Source organism: Motilimonas sp. 1_MG-2023, assembly GCF_030547455.1.
Classification (GTDB): Bacteria; Pseudomonadota; Gammaproteobacteria; order Enterobacterales; family CBDFNC01; genus Motilimonas.
Window position 1 is genome coordinate 22,900 of sequence record NZ_JAUOPX010000003.1, and the last position, 17,648, is coordinate 40,547.

The 17,648-nt window shown below is 44.4% G+C and carries 16 protein-coding genes; 3 read left to right on the forward strand and 13 right to left on the reverse strand.

The window, feature by feature from the left end; translation table 11 throughout:
* Positions 1-21: 21 nt before the first annotated feature.
* From tgt to Q4519_RS02165, 3 genes are all read right to left on the reverse strand, one after another.
* Positions 22-1,149: a tRNA guanosine(34) transglycosylase Tgt gene (gene tgt, locus Q4519_RS02155; RefSeq protein WP_303508999.1), complete on the reverse strand. Its 1,128-nt coding sequence runs from the start codon at positions 1,147-1,149 to the stop codon at positions 22-24.
* Positions 1,150-1,218: 69 nt separating this feature from the next.
* Positions 1,219-2,268, reverse strand: a complete 1,050-nt coding sequence (queA, locus tag Q4519_RS02160; RefSeq protein WP_303509002.1) for a tRNA preQ1(34) S-adenosylmethionine ribosyltransferase-isomerase QueA — start codon at positions 2,266-2,268, stop codon at positions 1,219-1,221.
* Positions 2,269-2,338: 70 nt separating this feature from the next.
* Positions 2,339-3,565, reverse strand: a complete 1,227-nt coding sequence (locus tag Q4519_RS02165; RefSeq protein ID WP_303509005.1) for a trypsin-like serine protease — start codon at positions 3,563-3,565, stop codon at positions 2,339-2,341.
* 229 nt (positions 3,566-3,794) lie between these two features.
* Here Q4519_RS02165 and Q4519_RS02170 point away from each other — a divergent pair, with 229 nt between their 5' ends.
* Positions 3,795-4,232 (forward strand): CBS domain-containing protein, encoded by a 438-nt coding sequence (locus Q4519_RS02170; protein ID WP_232802723.1) that lies wholly within the window; start codon positions 3,795-3,797, stop codon positions 4,230-4,232.
* Between the two features lie 406 nt (positions 4,233-4,638).
* Here the strand turns inward: Q4519_RS02170 and Q4519_RS02175 are convergent, their stop codons facing one another.
* Positions 4,639-5,076, reverse strand: a complete 438-nt coding sequence (locus Q4519_RS02175) for a DUF4124 domain-containing protein (RefSeq protein ID WP_232802724.1) — start codon at positions 5,074-5,076, stop codon at positions 4,639-4,641.
* 129 nt (positions 5,077-5,205) lie between these two features.
* Between Q4519_RS02175 and ppk2 the strand changes: the two genes are divergently transcribed.
* Complete coding sequence (gene ppk2, locus Q4519_RS02180; RefSeq protein ID WP_303509012.1) at positions 5,206-5,991, forward strand: polyphosphate kinase 2; 786 nt, start codon at positions 5,206-5,208, stop codon at positions 5,989-5,991.
* Positions 5,992-6,005: 14 nt separating this feature from the next.
* Here the strand turns inward: ppk2 and cysQ are convergent, their stop codons facing one another.
* The 6 genes from cysQ to cysG are packed head-to-tail and all read right to left on the reverse strand — an operon-like array spanning position 6,006 to position 12,871.
* Positions 6,006-6,767 carry a 3'(2'),5'-bisphosphate nucleotidase CysQ gene (gene cysQ / locus Q4519_RS02185; RefSeq protein ID WP_303509014.1) on the reverse strand — a complete coding sequence of 254 codons (762 nt, stop codon included), beginning with the start codon at positions 6,765-6,767 and terminating at the stop codon, positions 6,006-6,008.
* Positions 6,748-7,350, reverse strand: coding sequence for an adenylyl-sulfate kinase (gene cysC, locus Q4519_RS02190; RefSeq protein ID WP_303509016.1), 603 nt, complete (start codon positions 7,348-7,350; stop codon positions 6,748-6,750). Before cysC ends, cysQ begins: the two co-directional genes overlap by 20 nt.
* 27 nt (positions 7,351-7,377) lie before the next feature.
* Entirely contained in the window at positions 7,378-9,102 is a 1,725-nt protein-coding gene (locus Q4519_RS02195; RefSeq protein ID WP_232802728.1) for an SLC13 family permease, read from the reverse strand.
* Positions 9,103-9,108: 6 nt separating this feature from the next.
* Positions 9,109-10,530 (reverse strand): sulfate adenylyltransferase subunit CysN, encoded by a 1,422-nt coding sequence (cysN, locus tag Q4519_RS02200; protein ID WP_232802729.1) that lies wholly within the window; start codon positions 10,528-10,530, stop codon positions 9,109-9,111.
* Between the two features lie 11 nt (positions 10,531-10,541).
* Positions 10,542-11,450: a sulfate adenylyltransferase subunit CysD gene (gene cysD, locus Q4519_RS02205; protein ID WP_232802730.1), complete on the reverse strand. Its 909-nt coding sequence runs from the start codon at positions 11,448-11,450 to the stop codon at positions 10,542-10,544.
* Positions 11,451-11,461: 11 nt separating this feature from the next.
* A complete protein-coding gene (gene cysG, locus Q4519_RS02210; protein ID WP_303509023.1) occupies positions 11,462-12,871 on the reverse strand; it encodes a siroheme synthase CysG in 1,410 nt (469 codons plus the stop codon).
* A 147-nt stretch (positions 12,872-13,018) separates the two neighbouring features.
* Between cysG and Q4519_RS02215 the strand changes: the two genes are divergently transcribed.
* Complete coding sequence (locus Q4519_RS02215; RefSeq protein ID WP_303509025.1) at positions 13,019-13,261, forward strand: hypothetical protein; 243 nt, start codon at positions 13,019-13,021, stop codon at positions 13,259-13,261.
* A gap of 63 nt (positions 13,262-13,324) precedes the next feature.
* Here the strand turns inward: Q4519_RS02215 and Q4519_RS02220 are convergent, their stop codons facing one another.
* Genes Q4519_RS02220 through Q4519_RS02230 form a run of 3 tightly spaced genes read right to left on the reverse strand, consistent with a single transcriptional unit; the run spans position 13,325 to position 17,629 of the window.
* Positions 13,325-14,086, reverse strand: a complete 762-nt coding sequence (locus tag Q4519_RS02220) for a phosphoadenylyl-sulfate reductase (RefSeq protein ID WP_233052090.1) — start codon at positions 14,084-14,086, stop codon at positions 13,325-13,327.
* Positions 14,079-15,809, reverse strand: a complete 1,731-nt coding sequence (cysI, locus tag Q4519_RS02225) for an assimilatory sulfite reductase (NADPH) hemoprotein subunit (RefSeq protein ID WP_303509031.1) — start codon at positions 15,807-15,809, stop codon at positions 14,079-14,081. The genes Q4519_RS02220 and cysI overlap by 8 nt, the downstream gene beginning before the upstream one ends.
* A complete protein-coding gene (locus Q4519_RS02230) occupies positions 15,809-17,629 on the reverse strand; it encodes an assimilatory sulfite reductase (NADPH) flavoprotein subunit (RefSeq protein ID WP_303509034.1) in 1,821 nt (606 codons plus the stop codon). Before Q4519_RS02230 ends, cysI begins: the two co-directional genes overlap by 1 nt.
* Positions 17,630-17,648: the final 19 nt, after the last annotated feature.

The window sequence follows — 17,648 nt, forward strand, 5'->3', positions numbered from 1 at the left end:
TTCCTCGTTCTTATTTAAAAATTATTTTTCTTCTAAAGGGGGGACCGGCTTACCAATCTTCCCGTAAAATTCAATCACAAACTCGTCTAATTTACCTTGCTCAATGGCGTTGCGCAAACCTTCCATTAAACGTTGGTAATAACGCAGGTTATGAATAGTATTTAACCGTGCACCAAGGATCTCATTACACTTATCTAAATGATATAAATATGCACGAGAATAGTTTTTACAAGTGTAACAGTCACATTCTTTATCTAATGTGTTGATATCTTCGCGATGCTTAGCGTTGCGGATTTTTACCACACCCTCACTGGTAAACAAATGTCCGTTACGCGCATTTCTCGTTGGCATCACGCAATCAAACATATCAACGCCGCGGCGAACCCCTTCTACCAAGTCTTCAGGTTTGCCTACACCCATTAAGTAACGTGGTTTGTCAGCAGGAATCTTCGGCGCTATGTGCTCAAGAATGCGGTGCATGTCTTCTTTTGGTTCACCTACCGCAAGACCACCAATCGCATAGCCATCAAAGCCAATGTTAGTTAGGCCATCTAGAGAAACGTCACGTAAATGCTCATACACGCCACCTTGAATAATGCCAAATAACGCATTGGGGTTTTGTTTCGCGTCAAATTGCTCGCGGCTACGTTTAGCCCAGCGCAATGACAGCTGCATCGACTTTTCCGCTTCTGCTTCCGTGGCCGGATACGGCGTGCATTCATCAAATATCATCACGATGTCTGAGCCGAGATCGTATTGAATATCCATTGAGCCTTCAGGGCTTAGGAAGATTTTTTCACCATTAACTGGATTGCGAAAATGCACCCCCTCTTCAGTGATTTTACGAATGTCGCCTAAGCTAAATACTTGGAAACCGCCTGAATCCGTCAATATAGGCCCCTGCCAATTCATAAAATCGTGCAGATCGCCATGTTTACGCATTACCGCTTGGCCTGGACGTAACCATAAATGAAAGGTGTTACCTAATAAAATTTGTGCGCCTGTTGCCGCCACTTCTTCTGGGGTCATCCCTTTTACAGTGCCATAAGTACCAACAGGCATAAATGCGGGGGTTTCTACCGTGCCTCGTTCAAAAACCAGACGACCTCGACGAGCGCGGCCGTCAGTGTTTAATAGTTCGTATTTCATTATTACCTCTTCAAATCAGAAAAACAGTCCGATTGAAATTTGGTTAGTTAAGAGAGAGTGAGCTCTCGATTATTTTAGGGTTTTACGGGTTAAAAACATGGCATCACCATAGCTAAAGAAGCGATACTTCTGTTCAATCGCCGTGGCGTAAGCAGGCATGATGTTATCAAACCCAGCAAATGCAGACACCAACATGATCAAAGTAGACTCAGGTAGATGAAAATTAGTGATCATGGCGTCCACTAATTGAAATTCATAACCTGGGTAAATAAAAATTTGCGTGTCGTCGAAAAATGGCGCAAGAGGTTTCCCTTGAGCAAGAGTGGCTTGTGCAGCACTTTCAAGAGAGCGAACCGATGTGGTGCCCACAGCAATCACACGGCCACCACGTGCTTTAGTGGCGATGATTTTTTCCATCACTTCGGCTGGCACTTCCGCATATTCCGAATGCATTTTGTGCTCAAGCACATTGTCAACCTTCACTGGCTGAAACGTACCTGCGCCAACATGTAAGGTAACAAAAGCTTGATCAACACCTTTGTCTTTCAAGGTTTGCAGTAACTTATCATCAAAGTGCAAGCCTGCAGTGGGCGCGGCGACAGCGCCTGGTTTTTTGTTATAAACCGTTTGGTAACGCTCTTTATCGGAGTCTTCGTCAGGACGGTCGATATAGGGTGGTAGCGGCATATGGCCGATACTTTCCAATACTTCCAGTACATTACGCTCGTCATTAATTTCAATCTCAAACAGCGCATCATGACGTTGCAGCATCGTTGCATTGACGGTGCCTTCAAGCAGTAGTTTGTTTCCGGGCTTTGGCGACTTTGAACAGCGAACATGGGCAAGAAAGCGTTTGTCGTCAAGCACACGTTCAACCAATACTTCCAATTTTCCACCAGACTCTTTTTGGCCAAACATCCGCGCGGGGATCACGCGGGTATCGTTAAACACTAATAGATCGCCAGCAGACAGTAAATCCACAATATCGGTGAAGTTTTTATGCGCTACGACACCTGTATTCCCGTCTAAAGCTAACAATCTGCTAGAACTGCGCTCTGGATTAGGATATCGCGCTATTAACTCAGGAGGGAGTTCAAAAGAAAAATCGGCTACTTTCATTACTGCATACCATCACAAAAGAAGGCCGCTAGTCTAGGCTGCAGCCCGCTTAATATCAAGTATTCTCAGCTCAGTTAAGCCGAGTTGATAGCACAGTTCGACGATAAAGAGTCAGTAAAGCAAGCCCACTAAGCCATAAAAAGCCTATTGTGCCCCCGCCGCCCGACAGCCCTTGCTGTTCAGCGATCGTGTTATCCGCATTAACTGCAATGCTAAAAGCTAATCGCGCCAGCGAACCGTCTGAAGCGTATGCGGAAATACTAACCAAATAAATATCATCTGGGCTACCAGCTAGGGTTAGTAGTAAGTCACAACTTTGCGCCGGTGCCAACACTTGACCGAGACAAGCTTCGTTATTCAATGCCAACGCGGTCGAGCCTTCTTGCACGATTTGAGTAACAGTGAGCGCCTCATTTGTCGGGTTAAATATTGATACCTTCTGCACTAACTGTTCGTCAGTAAAAATAGGGGCATTACTGAATAACAGACCTTGACGCTGAGCATTAATCCACTCCAAATAATCTGGTACAAAAGTAAACGCCGCTGGCAGCCCGGCTAGCCCACACGCGTCGGCTGCGCCAAAACTAACAATGCCAAATTGTTGTCGTCCTGTATCAGTTTCTGCTAATACAGGACCTCCTGAATCACCAAAGCAAGTATCTTGTAATACCTCACCGCCCGCACAGAATACAGAATCCGAAACATAGCCATAAGGACAAGGTTGATAGGGTAAAAAAACCGATTTGAGCTGATTCGGATAATGATTTCCTGCTTGGTTATCGGCTCCCCAACCTTGCGCTTCAAACAAGGTATTGCCAATACTAAACTGGGACAAATTACCTGTTCCAAGGGCAGTAATAAAGCTATTGATAGGCTCAGCCACATAAAGTAAGGCAATATCATCATTCAAGCGGCTGGCATTAAAGTTCGGGTGAATCAGTACCCGATCAATGTTAGCGCGTCGACTGTAATCACCTGAGTCACTTAACTTAACACCGCTGTAAAATATTTCGAGGGGATAGTCTTCAATGCCATCACGATTAGCATCCTGAGATTCTGCGTTGACGCAGTGTGCCGCTGTTAATAACCAATGAGGAGAAATTAAGGTAGCGCCGCAAAAGTGATACAAAACACCGTCTCGCCATACCTGCAAACTGACGATCCCAGTGTTAGGCTGTGTGACGGTTTGGCCACCGACGATTCTTGGTGCTATTGCGCCAGCACCAACCAAACAAAAGCTAATAGTTAACGCTGCCGTTATTCGGATCAACACGCCATGTCTTAAACATTTAAGCATTAGCCTATCTCCTTTGCCTGCTTATGTTTAAGCTTAGGCGTAAAGTGCAATAGCGGTATCTCACTAGCATAATTTAAAGGTCAATATTCAATTGCCCATAGCACCAAGCAATCCATAGACTGAAAGGAGTAATGATTTAAAAACAAATAATTATGCAAACATGATAAAGATCAACAGCAAAATATCTGCCATTGACTAGATTTAAAGTAATGTAATAGGAGGGTTCACTATGATTACTGTAGCCGATATCATGAGCACGAGCTTACACACCCTTAGCCCTCAAGATACCCTTGGCGACGCGGCCAAGTTTATGGCTGATAAGCGCATACGACATATCCCCATAGTCAACGAAGCAGAGCAACTGGTGGGTTTAATTTCGGAACGAGATCTACTCGCAGCGAAGCAATCAAGCGTGATTAAGGACACAGGCGACAATGCGCCTTGGACTAAGATAACCATTGCTCAAATTATGACGAGAAATTTAACCACAGTTGATCCAAAAGCCAGTGTTAAAAGCGCTGCCATTTATATCCAGCAGCACAGATTTGGTTGTCTACCGGTAGTCAGGAAGGAAAAACTTTTAGGTATCATCACCGATACCGATTTTGTTGCAGTGGCCATAAACTTATTAGAAATCGAAGAACTGCACGCCCCTAATGAAGTTTAACTTGTAATATAGTTTCATCATAAAGCATGAGTTTTGGCTAACTTAGCTCATCCGACCTTATTAATTGCATAAAATGGCCAGCTAATAAGTGATTAAATTACATTTTTGGCTTGCATTGTGAGATTCATCACATTAACATGCGCCCATATCATTTATCGATGTATTGCTTAGCAAGCCAATACAGGCACTCATGAAGTGAATTGCAGTGCAGGTAAGATGAGTTTTCCATTAAGTGGCATAGGATGTGAGCGCTTAATGCTAATGAGTAGACGATACTTGTTAAACTATTCCTTGTTTTTTTAACCCTGCTTAACCAAGCAGGGTTTTTTTTACCTTAAAAATAATCACTTAAACCGTTTCATCTAGTTTCTAACGACTCCGCTATTACAAATGCACTACCACCCAGTTATTTAAACGCTGAAAAACAGCTCTGCTCAAGCCAATCTTGTTGGCGTTTTGAAACCTCAACCTTAAGGATCTTGTCATATTCACTCGCCTGCTGTTCCATCAATGCTTCAAGTAAAGCGATGCGCTTGGCGATCCAGCGACAGCTAGGGGATAAATCTTGATGCAATGAAAACACATCATCTAACTCGCCAACGGGCTGATAGACCTGTTGTGACTGTCTCGTTGAATTTGCAGTAACGGGCTGTGTTTCTAAGCTGATCTCAAATTCCATAAAACGTTTATTTAACCGTACCTCTGGCGCAGGTGGCTTATCGGTATAGTGGATCACGCCCTTTTCATCAATCCATGAAAACAATGTTTGAGCAGAGCCTATTTCGCTCGATAACAAGGCTAACAAACAAGCACAACACCAAAAACGATGCAATAGAACCCTCATAATCACCTATCTTACTTAGCCTAACAACTGGATGCCATTACCTATACTAGTATAAATATAGGCACAAAAATATTTACAGTATAGTTAATATCAGACTAAACAGTCAGTTATAAAGCGCTAGGGTGAGAGATGAAAAAACCATCAAAGAAAAAATATGAACGAACGCTGCTCAAGCTACAAACTGAGTTAGTGATGCTGCAAAAATGGGTAGTCGAACATCAGCTTAAGGTAGTAGTGCTATTTGAAGGCCGTGATGCTGCAGGTAAAGGAGGAGTAATCAAGCGCATTACAGAAAAGCTTAACCCTAGGGTATGCCGCATTGCCGCCCTGCCCGCGCCAAATGACCGAGAAAAAAGTCAGTGGTATTTTCAACGCTATGTGGCACATCTGCCAGCAGGTGGAGAGATCGTACTATTTGACCGTAGCTGGTATAACCGAGCCGGCGTAGAAAGAGTCATGGGGTTTTGCGACGAGGAACAATATCGCGATTTTCTGCACTCTTGCCCTAAATTTGAACGCATGTTGACACAATCTGGCATTATTTTAATTAAGTACTGGTTTTCAGTTTCCGATGAGGAGCAAGAAAGGCGTTTTCTGGATCGTATTAATGACCCCTTAAAACGTTGGAAATTTAGCCCCATGGATCTTGAATCGCGTAGCCGCTGGGCTGCTTATTCAGAAGCTAAAGATGAAATGTTTGCATATACCGACACCACTTCTAATCCATGGTGGGTAGTCAATTCAGATAACAAAAAAAGCGCGCGACTCAATTGCATTAGCCACTTGCTTAGTCAAATTGATTATCAAGCTTTACCCGCCAAAGAAATTGTTTTACCGCCATTAAACAAAAAGGCGCAAGAGAAATATCTCCGCGCGCCTCTAGACAGTCAGAATTTTGTGCCTGAATTATTTTAAATTCGGACTAACCCTTATTTTACTTCAAAATAAGGGTTTAACAGGGATTCCTGATGATTATAAAGCAATGCACTGCCATCAAGTTGACACACCGTTGCCCCTGCTTGCTCTGCCACACAATGCCCTGCACCTGTATCCCAATTCATGGTAGGCCCTAAACGAGGATAAATGTGAGCGACACCTTCTGCTACCATGCAAAACTTTAACGAGCTGCCTACAGGTACCATCTCGTAGCGTTCAAAGCGAGTTAAATATTCCGCTAAGTCTGGGCTGGGATGCGAGCGGCTACCGACAATTTTAACCGTTTCACCCACTGCAGGTGCAACAACTTTCAGGCGACGTGTCGCGCCATTTTCCGTTAAGAACGAACCATTTTCATCAGCAAAGTACAGCTTATCTAATACTGGCGCATATACCACACCTAGCACTGGCTTATTGTTATGGATCAGCGCAATATTGACCGTGAACTCACCATTTTTTTTGATGAACTCTTTGGTGCCATCAAGGGGATCAACTAACCAAAAAGTCTGCCACGTTTGGCGCTCTTGCCAGCTAATATCGGCCGCCTCTTCAGATAATATTGGGATATCAGGTGTCGTCGCCTGAAGCCCTTTAACAATTACATTATGTGCGGCCAAGTCGGCTTCTGTTAATGGTGACTCATCAGACTTAGTTTGCACTTCAAAATCACGCTGATAAATCTCAAGGATCGCCTCACCTGCTAAACGTGCAATATTGCAAATATCAGCAATGGGTTTATCGATTAATGTAGCCATGTTGCTCCAAATATTGAATGATTTGATCGACTGCTTCAGACAATGGACGCTCGCCATTCTCTACTTGAATTTCTGGACTCTGCGGCGCTTCATACACAGAATCGATACCGGTAAAATTCGTAATCTCTCCGGCACGAGCCTTCTTATACAATCCCTTCGGATCACGCTGCTCACAAATATCCAGTGGCACATCGACATAAACTTCAGCAAACTCGCCTTCAGGTAATAATTCTCGCACCATTTGACGCTCAGCGCGGTGCGGTGAAATAAATGCAGTCAACACAATCAGGCCCGCATCCACCATCAGTTTAGCCACTTCACCCACGCGGCGGATATTTTCTTTGCGATCATCATCAGAAAAACCCAAGTCGCCACATAGGCCATGGCGCACATTGTCACCATCAAGTAAGTAAGTATGCACGCCCAATTGATGTAAACGTTGTTCAACTGCGCCAGCCACCGTCGACTTACCAGCACCACTTAGGCCAGTAAACCACAATACACAAGCCTTCTGATTCTTTTGCTGGCTTCGTGTATTTTTATCAATGGCATGTTCATGCCACACTACGTTTTCATCAGCCATGGGCGTCCTTGTTAATAAATAAAAGTGTTAAAAGGGGAATAACCAAATGATCATCGACAAAACCGTGATTGAATACCCTAGTGAAATAGGGATCCCAATTCTTAGGTAATCTTTTAAACGGTAGTTACCTGCGCTATAGACCATTAAGTTGGTTTGATAGCCATAAGGAGAAATAAAGCTACAGCTAGCGGCAAAAATAACCACCATAATAAATGCGGTGGGGTCAACCCCATAACCAACGGGAATGCTGTATGCGATAGGGAAAGCCAAGGCTGCTGCGGCATTGTTAGTAATCACTTCAGTTAACAACCAAGTGAAAACATACACCGCAATCAAGGCGCCAATAAGCCCCCAGTTGGCAAAATAGGTATGCATGAAGTTCCCCATCATGTCTGCCAAACCACTGCTGGTCATTAACTGGGCTAAGGTTAATGCTGAGCCTACAACAACCCATATTTCAAATGGAAAGCGACGTTTAACTTCGTTCCAAGTGATCGTGCCTGTCAATAAACAGGCTATCAATAATACTAATAATCCCTTGAGCAAAGGAACGGCATCGAACACAGCCAAAGCAATCACAGCTGCAAAGCCAAACATCACACCGCCACTGCGCAGCTTATCTAAACGAGTACTGGCATCCACACCACTGACGACAACAAATTCACGGTTCAATCGTTTCGTCTTATAAAAGTCGCGTCCAGGCGCTAATACTAAGGTATCGCCTTCGCGTAAAATAATATTACCAAGGCCGCCTTGTAGTGGTGTGTGACCACGGCGAATGGCCACCACTACGGCGTCAAATTCTTCACGGAAGTGGCACTCTTTAATGCTTTTACCTTTTATATCGGCGCTGTGACTAACAATCACCTCTACTAAATTTTGGCCTTTGAGCTGATTTTCTGCAAACAGGTCTAAACCAGGAATATCTTGCAATATTCCAACACTATGTACCGCACCGCAAAATAATAAAATGTCACTTTCTTGCAGGGCTTCATCAGGCGAAACTGGGCAAATACGCTGCCCCTTACGAATGATTTCCGCTAAATAAAGTTGCTGTAAATTTCTTAAATTGTTTTCGGTTATGGTTTTACCAATTAAGGGCGAACCAGGATTCACCTTCGCTTCAAGAAAATAATCAGCTTCTTCTACTACTTCTGCTTTGGTATCAGGCAGTGATGGGCTTAATAGCATGATCATTACTAGCCCTACAGTAAAGGCCACTAAGCCAACGATAGTAAAGTCAAAAAAACCGATGCTTGGTAAGCCAGCGTCAACCACAAAACTATTTACAATCAAGTTTGTCGATGTACCGATAAGGGTTAATGTGCCACCAAAAATAGCAAAATAAGAAAGGGGAATGAGCAAGCGGGAAGGAGCATGATTACCGTTGCGTTTGATGGCACCGATTAAGGATGCCACCACCGCAGTATTATTGGTAAACGACGACAAAAATGCCGTCGATATACCGAGCTTGAATAGCACCTGTAGCAAACTTCCAGAGGAAATTTGCTGGCTGATCCAAGAAATTAAGCGTGTCTTTTCAATGGCTGCTGAAATAATCATCAGCAATACCAACACCAACAAGGAGCTGTTAGAGAAGTTAGCCATCATGCTCGATAACTCGAGCATGCCGGCCAAATAACACAAAACAATGGCTGCGCCAAACAACAGAGCAGGCTTTAACCTAGACGTTATCAGTAACGTTATTAGTACAGCTAAAACACCTAATATCCCTATCTGGTTTAGCGCCATTATCCATTACTCCGCTAACTTACTGATATCTAACGCTTGCCAATGTGGGAAGTGTTTACGCACCAATGAGTTAAACTCAAGCTCAAATTCACTGAACTCGTGATTTTGCTCTTTCGCTGTCGCTGATTTAGTGATCATACCGGCACCAACGGTAACATTGGTTAAACGGTCAATGACAATAAAACCACCGGTGTCCCTTACGTCTTGATACAAATCAAATGCCACTTGCTCTTCAAGGTGAACAGTACAAGAAGCTATCTCGTTTAGCTCAAGTTGGCTCGCATCCGACTTCTCTAAGGTATTAACATCAACTTTGTAAGCAATACTTTCGATGTAACCAGGGGTTTTCTTACTGGCCAGTTTAAAGTCATATTGACGACCGGGAACCATGGCATCATCCGCCATCCAAACCAAGTTCGCTTCAAACGCATTACTTAATTCAGCTTCAGCGCCAGTTTTAACAATCACATCACCACGACTAATATCGATTTCGTCATTTAAAGTGATAGTGACTGCTTGACCGGCAAATGCCGAATCTAGCTCACCATCAAACGTTACAATCGACTTAACTGTTGATTTTTTACCTGAAGGCAGAGCGGTAACCGCATCACCTTTAGCTATCGTGCCACTTGAAACCGTACCCGCAAAGCCACGGAAGTTAAGGTTTGGACGATTCACATACTGCACCGGGAAACGGAAGTCTTGTGCAACCAACTCACCTTGTACTTGTACATCTTCTAAAATGCTCAATAATGGCGCATCTTGGTACCAAGGCATCGCTGGGCTTTGACTTACTACATTGTCACCTTTAAGCGCAGACAGCGGTACAAATTTAATGTCACGCTCACCTAAACCTTCTGCAAACGCTAAATAGCTCGCTTTAATTTCTTCATAACGCGCCTCTGAGAAATCAACTAAGTCCATCTTGTTGATCGCTACCACAAAGTGCTTAATACCAAGTAAAGAAGCAATAAAGCTGTGACGTTTAGTCTGTGTTAACACGCCGTAACGTGCATCCACTAAGATAACGGCCAGTTCACAGGTTGATGCACCCGTTGCCATGTTACGCGTGTACTGCTCATGTCCTGGGGTGTCAGCAATAATGAACTTACGCTTAGCCGTTGAAAAGTAACGGTAGGCAACATCAATGGTGATACCTTGTTCACGCTCAGCCGCGAGACCATCAACCAGTAGCGCTAAGTCTAGCTCTTCACCTGTGGTGCCCATTTTTTGGCTATCAGTGTGTAGCGATGCTAACTGATCTTCATAAATTTGCGCACTGTCGTGTAGCAGACGGCCAATTAAGGTGCTTTTACCGTCATCCACGCTGCCACAAGTTAGTAAACGTAATAAACTTTTGTTTTGTTGTTGGTTTAAATATTCTTCAATACCAACACTGCCAATTTCTTCTGCAATTACCGTATTCATATTCTGATCCCTTAGAAATAACCTTCGCGCTTTTTCAGCTCCATCGATGCCGATTGGTCACTGTCGATAAGTCGACCTTGACGCTCACTGGTTTTCGCCAGTAGCATTTCTTCGATGATTTCAGTTAACGAGCCCGCTTCTGACTCAATGGCGCCCGTTAGTGGGTAACAGCCAAGGGTACGAAAGCGTACTTTCTTCATTTCAGGCACTTCACCAGGCTCTAATGGCATGCGCTCATCGTCAACCATAATTAAAGTACCGTCACGTTCAACCACTGGGCGCTCTTCAGCCAAGTAAAGTGGTACGATTTCGATGTTTTCTAAGTAGATGTATTGCCAGATGTCCAGCTCGGTCCAATTCGACAATGGGAAAACACGAATACTTTCACCTTTGTTTACTTGGCCATTATAAGTACGCCACAATTCAGGACGTTGGTTTTTTGGATCCCAACGATGGTTCTTATCACGGAATGAGTACACTCGCTCCTTGGCGCGTGATTTTTCTTCATCACGGCGAGCGCCACCAAATGCGGCATCAAACTTATAGTGATTTAAAGCTTGCTTTAAGCCTTGGGTTTTCATGATATCGGTATGCTTAGAGCTACCGTGCACGAAAGGGTTTATGTTCATTGCTAACCCTTCAGGGTTTTTATGAACTAACAGGTCAAAGCCGTACTTCTCTGCGGTGCGATCGCGAAACTCAATCATTTCTTTGAATTTCCACGTAGTATCCACGTGCAACAGCGGGAACGGGATCTTACCTGGATAAAAGGCTTTACGGGCAAGATGCAGCATCACTGATGAATCTTTACCGATCGAGTACATCATCACAGGGTTGTCAAACTCGGCAGCCACTTCACGAATAATGTGGATACTCTCAGCTTCCAACTGCTTAAGGTGTGTTAACCTTTGTTGGTCCATTTTCTACTCCGTTAGGCAAGATTAACTAAAGATTGGGCATATGGTGTTGGTGCTTGTTCACCAAACCAAGTCAGCTTGTCAGCCAAACTCACCACTTCACCAACGATGATCAAAGCAGGCGGTTTCACCCCTTGAGCCATGTCAGCCAACTGTGCAAGTTGCCCCGTAATTACATGCTGATCCGTACGTGTGCCTTTAGACACAATCGCGACAGGTGTTTCACCACTACGTCCGTTCAACATTAAGTTTTGTTTAATTTTTTCCGATTGCATCAAGCCCATATAAAATACAGTGGTTTGATGCGGTCGCGCTAAAGAAGACCAATCAATCGGCTGGCCTTGTTCTTTACAATGCCCTGTCACAAAAACCACTGACTGAGCATGATCTCGATGCGTTAGGGGGATGCCAGCATAACTGGCACAGCCCGATGCTGCGGTAACCCCAGGTACGACTTGAAAGTCAATGCCGTGTTCAACCAGTACTTCTAACTCTTCACCACCTCGACCAAAGATAAACGGGTCCCCCCCTTTTAAGCGAACGACTTTATTACCTTGCTGCGCGTATTTCACTAGTAATTCATTAGTGGTTTCTTGGATCACACTATGTCGGCCAGCTTCTTTACCAACATTCACTAACTTTGCATCGCGTCGCACTAATGATAGCGTTTCCTCAGATACAAGCTGATCATATAAAACAACATCAGCTTGTTGCATCAATTGTAAGGCTTTCAATGTGATTAAAGATGGATCACCAGGCCCAGCACCGACCAATGCCACTTCCCCTTTCGGGTTAAAATCTGATAACTGCGCTGTCATCACCTCACGAGCTTGATCTTGTTTACCTTTATCTAACAAGCTGGCCACTTCACCCGCATTGAATATTTGTTCCCAATAACGTCGGCGACTTTCTACTGTGGGCAACAATTTTTGCACTTTATGACGAAACTCGCCGGCCAAACGTGCTAGTGGGCCTAAATAGTTTGGCAATACCGCTTCTAATTTAGCGCGAACAAGTCTGGCTAATACAGGCGTATTTCCACCACTTGAAACCGCCACGATAATCGGCGAACGATCCACAATTGAGGGCATAATGAACGAGCCTAACTCAGGTGCATCCACCACATTAGCAAAGATCCCCAACTGTTCGGCATCTTGTGCCACTTGTTGGTTCACTGCGCGATTATCTGTCGCAGCAATCACTAGCCAAACGCCCTGCAATGATGCTGCAGTATAAGCTTGTGCTACTAAGGATAGGTTGCCATTCTCTAAGCCTAATAGCTCATCGCAAAATACTGGAGAATGTACCGTGACTTTTGCCCCCACCTTTAATAAAAAGCGCACTTTTCTAACAGCCACTTCACCGCCACCTATAACAAGGCATTGGCGTTGGTCAAGCTTAGTGAAAATAGGCAAATAATCCATATAGACGTCCTTACTGCTTTAATTCGTGCAACTATAAATTGAGATCTATATCCCGTAAAATAATATAAAGGTCTTCTTTATTCCATAAAGGAATAAAAATACTTCTTTTTATAATCAGGTGCCGTTTTATGATAGAGGATATTACCTGTGCAAGACTTGTTATACCATGTAAATCAATGGCATTGGCTCGCTTTTTCGCTGTTTATGCTACTCATGGAACTGTGTCGTTTGAAAGGCTGGTCGTTTGTCGTCGGCGGCTCGGCTTTCATTGTTGGCTTGCTCATGCACTTTGAGCCCATTACTTGGCCATTTCAGTGGGCGTTGATGTTGATCGCGCTGCTAATTTTAGCTTTTATCCGAGCCATTGCACTGCAAATAAAATCACAATAATCGGGTCGTCATTTACTGCGCAATAAAAAAGCGCCCTAAGGCGCTTTTTAGTCAATTAGTTGATTAAATACCGCTACCATCAACTTCAATGTCTGCTTCATGTAGACCACATTCACGTTTTAAGCCAAAGAAACGAGTATCTTCTTCACTCATCCCCACTTCTAGTGGACGTGATGTTTGTACATCGCCAACCGACACATAACCTTGATCCCATAGTGGATGATATGGCAAATCAAAGTCTTTTAGGTAGTAATGAACGTCTTTGTTGGTCCAGTCAATAATTGGTAAAAACTTGAAGCAGCCGTTTTGTACACTCAGCACAGGTAGCCCTTCTCGACTTGACGATTGCGAACGGCGTAAACCAGAGAACCAAGTTTTTACTTTAAGTTCGCTAATCGCACGCTTCATTGGCTCTACTTTATTGATCTGGTTATAACGCGTTAAGCCTTCAACACCTTGCTCCCAAAGTTTACCGTAACGCGCTTCTTGCCAAGCGGCACTTTGCGCTGCGCGATACACTTTAAGGTTGAGGCCCAAACGCTCAGTTAGCTCATCAATAAATTGGTACGTTTCAGGAAACAAGTAGCCAGTGTCCGTTAAGATCACTGGCACATCCGCACGTTGTGAACTGACCATGTGCAATGACACTGCCGCTTGAATACCAAAACTAGAAGATAAGGCAAACTCACCCTCTAAGTTTTCAAACGCCCATTGAATGCGTTCAACAGCAGTCATCGTCTCAAGCTCAGCATTCACCTCGGCCAACGCTAAAACACGCTCTGCAGCATTAAGCTTAAGTAACTCTGCTAAATTCAAATTAGGCATAAAAATCCCGTGAAGCTACTACTACTTCTTCAACAATGCCGGAGCGAACAGTAAAATCACCAAATCCTTCATTTGGATTGCGTTCAGTTGCCCAGCGACCTATCAAACTATCAAGCTCATCTAGAATTTGTGTTTCATCCGCATTTTCCAAGTAGGTTTTTGGAATACGTGTCCCTTCGCGATTACCGCCCAATAAAATATTGTAGCGACCAGGGCCTTTTCCTACTAAACCAAATTCTGCCAGCGCGGCGCGGCCACAACCATTTGGACAACCGGTAATACGAAGCACTAAATGCTCATCTGCAACCCCGTATTTATCAAGCATGCCTTCAACTTGAGTCACTAGCCACGGTAGATAACGCTCTGCTTCTGCCATTGCTAAAGGACACGTTGGAAACGATACACACGCCATTGAGTTTTCGCGCTGTTTGCTTAAATCTTCGGTTTTCAAACCATGCTCAACGGCTAACTGCTCTATTTGCGCTTTATCTTTTTCAGCGACACCGGCAATAATTAAATTTTGGTTAGCGGTTAAACGGAAGTCACCTTTGTGTACTTTTGCTATTTCACGCATACCGGTTTTTAACGGCTTGCCAGGGAAGTCCAGTATACGGCCGTTTTCGATAAACAGAGTCAGATGCCATTTGTTATCGATACCTTTGATCCAACCAATGCGATCGCCGCGGTATTCAAACTTGTAGTCTTCACTTGGCGCAAACTTGATGCCACTGCGGCCTTCAACTTCAGCTTTAAACGCTTCTACGCCCACACGCTCGATGGTGTATTTGGTTTTTGACAAATGACGATCGCAACGGTTACCCCAGTCACGCTGTACTGTCACAATCGCCTCAGCAATCGCAATCACATCATTTTTGGCAATAAAACCAAAGTCATCAGCTTTACGCGGGTGCGTTCGCTTATCGCCGTGAGTATGGCCAAGACCCGCGCCCACTAACACGTTGTAACCCACTAACTCGCCATCACGTACGATAGCAACGAAGCTAATATCGTTTGCATGTACGTCGATGTCGTTTTGCGGCGGCATAACAAAAGCAATTTTAAACTTACGTGGTAAGTAAACATTCGAGTAAAGTGGCTCACTTTCAGCTTCGTTACTCGCTACTTTTTCACCGTTTAACCAAAGGTCAGCAAATCCCTTGGTATTTGGTAAAAAGTGCTCACTGGTTTGTTTTGCCAGCTCGTACATCTCGGCATGGAATTCAGATTCCACTGGGTTAGACGTACATAAGGTATTACGGTTTACGTCACCAGCAGTAAAGATAGAGTCAATACCAACTTCGTCTAGGCCTTGGAAAATCGGCCGTAAGTTACGCTTTAAAATGCCGTGGTATTGAAAGGTTTGACGCGTTGTTAAACGAATACTGCCTACCATGGTGCGCTCTTGCGCGTACTTATCAATTTGTAGCCATTGCTCTGGCGTACAAATACCACCCGGCATACGGGCGCGTAATAAGAAACTATGACGTGGGTCTAATTTCTGCTTTTTACGCTCGCCACGTAAGTCACGGTCATCTTGCTGGTATAGACCATGGAACTTGATTAGCTGAATATCGTCTGGACTAAAACCACCATACACTTGGTCATCTAGTGCTTCGGCAATGGTGCCGCGTAAAAAATCACTTTCGGTTTTAATGCGTTCGTTGTCTGATAACGCGCGTCCATCAAGGCTATTGTCTGGACTGGGTTTTGGCTGATAGCTCATTAGTAAACATCCCTCTGATAACGCTTGGCACGACGTAACTCACTTACGTATTCTTCAGCTTCTTCGAAGCTCTTCTTACCTTGCTCTTGTACTATTTTAACTAATGCATCGTTGACATCTTTAGCCATGCGATTGGCATCACCACAAATATAGAAATGGGCGCCGTCTTCAAGCCATTGGTAAACTTGCGCAGCGTTTTCTAATAAACGGTGCTGAACATAAACCTTTTCTTCTTGGTCACGAGAGAAAGCCACATCCATCTTAGTCAACAGGCCTGAATCTAGGTAGCCACGCCATTCCACTTGGTATAGGAAATCTTCTGTGAAGGTTTGATCGCCAAAGAACATCCAGTTTTTACCACCCGCGCTTTGAGCATCACGCTCTTGCATAAAGGCTCTAAATGGTGCCACGCCTGTACCAGGCCCCACCATGATCACTGGGGTTTCAGGGTTAGCTGGTAAACGGAAGTTATCATTGTGCTCGACAAACACTTTCACTTCGCCGCCTTCTTCTAGACGTTTCAAAAAGCCTGTTGCACCGCCGCTGCGAGGCTCGCCCTGCTCGTTCTCAAACTCAACCATGCCAACAGTTAAGTGAACTTCTTCATCCACTTCCGCTTGGCTGGAAGCAATTGAATATAAACGCGGCGTAATACGGCGTAACATTGCGATAAGTTGCTCCGCTGTTAGGGAAGCATTTTTCTTCACCGCTAAAATATCAAGGATTTGGTGGCTATTAGCGTATTCACGCGCTTGTGCTTTATCGGCTGCGATTTTCGCTAGCTTTTTACTGCCTGAAATTTCGGCGTATTTCTCCACAAATCCAGGGTATGACTGGGTTAACTCATAATGGCTAATCAAGGCTTGGCGTAGTGATACCTTCTCGCCATCAACCTCAACTTGTTCATCACCGCTAAGGCCGACTTGTTTAACCACTTGGTCAACTAATTCGCTGTCATTTTCAAACCAAACACCCAACGCATCACCGGCACGATATTGAATGCCTGAATCTTCAAGAGAAATCTCAAAGTGGCGAACATCTTTTTGCGAGTTACGCCCCGTGATTTTTTGATTGGTTGCTAAGGTTGCTGTATACGGGTTTTTCTTATCGTATTGGCTCGCGGTAAGCGGCGCTGGCGCAGAGAATACCTGTGCAGCCGGAGCTGTTTGAGCGCTAGTCACTAACGTTTCAGAGACTAACTTAAGTGCTTTATCACCCCACTCTTTAGCTGGCGCTTCGTAATCAACGTCGCAGTCAAGACGCTCAAGGAAACTCTGCGCACCAGTTGCTGCTAAACGTTCATCGAAGTCTTTACCGGTTTGACAGAAAAACTCGTAACTAGAATCACCAAGCGCAAGTACTGCGTAATTAAGTTCAGGCAACTTCGGTGCTTTTTTAGAACCTAGTAGTTCATGAAGCTCTATCGCATCATCAGGCGCTTCACCTTCACCATTGGTACTGACCACGATGATGAGGTGGGTTTCCGTTTTTAAATCTTTTGCCTTGTAGTTGGCCATTGATTTAACTTGAACTGGTAGCCCTTGCGCCTTGGCCGCTGCGGCCAGCTCTTCGGCAACGCCTTTAGAATTGCCTGTTTGTGAGCCAAATAGCACAGTCAACTGGCCAGCAGGTGCGGCGCTAACGGCTGCAGCACTCACGGCACCCGTTGCAACAACAGCACCACCTTGACTAATACCCGAAAGATATCCACTCACCCAAGCGAGTTGATTTGGATTTAACTCAGCGATTGCCTGTTGCAGCTGATTAAGCTGTAAGTCAGACAAAGGGCTGGTTAATGAAGAGAGTTCCTTTAACAGCATGCCTAAGATTTCCACTATC